The following is a 744-nucleotide window of genomic DNA, read 5'->3' on the forward strand; positions in this document are numbered from 1 at the left end:
GTGGAGTCGTCGTTGAAATACCAGTCTGGTCGTGCTGGATGTCTAACCTGGGTCCGTGATCCGGATCAGGGACAGTGTCTGATGGGTAGTTTAACTGGGGCGGTTGCCTCCTAAAGGGTAACGGAGGCGCCCAAAGGTTCCCTCAGCCTGGTTGGCAATCAGGTGTTGAGTGTAAGTGCACAAGGGAGCTTGACTGTGAGACCGACGGGTCGAGCAGGGACGAAAGTCGGGACTAGTGATCCGGCGGTGGCTTGTGGAAGCGCCGTCGCTCAACGGATAAAAGGTACCCCGGGGATAACAGGCTGATCTTCCCCAAGAGTCCATATCGACGGGATGGTTTGGCACCTCGATGTCGGCTCGTCGCATCCTGGGGCTGGAGTCGGTCCCAAGGGTTGGGCTGTTCGCCCATTAAAGCGGTACGCGAGCTGGGTTTAGAACGTCGTGAGACAGTTCGGTCCCTATCCGCTGTGCGCGTAGGAGTCTTGAGAAGGGCTGTCCCTAGTACGAGAGGACCGGGACGGACGAACCTCTGGTGTGCCAGTTGTTCTGCCAAGGGCATGGCTGGTTGGCTACGTTCGGGAGGGATAACCGCTGAAAGCATCTAAGCGGGAAGCCTGCTTCGAGATGAGGACTCCCACCCACTTGATGGGGTAAGGCTCCCAGTAGACGACTGGGTTGATAGGCCGGATCTGGAAGCACCGTAAGGTGTGGAGGTGACCGGTACTAATAGGCCGAGGGCTTGTC

The 744-nt window shown here is 58.1% G+C and carries 1 rRNA gene; it reads left to right on the forward strand.

From position 1 onward, the window contains the following. Positions 1–744: ribosomal RNA gene (locus IE318_RS44455) — 23S ribosomal RNA — on the forward strand; the annotation flags it as partial.

Source organism: Streptomyces spiralis, from assembly GCF_014654675.1.
Classification (GTDB): domain Bacteria; phylum Actinomycetota; class Actinomycetes; order Streptomycetales; family Streptomycetaceae; genus Streptomyces; species Streptomyces spiralis.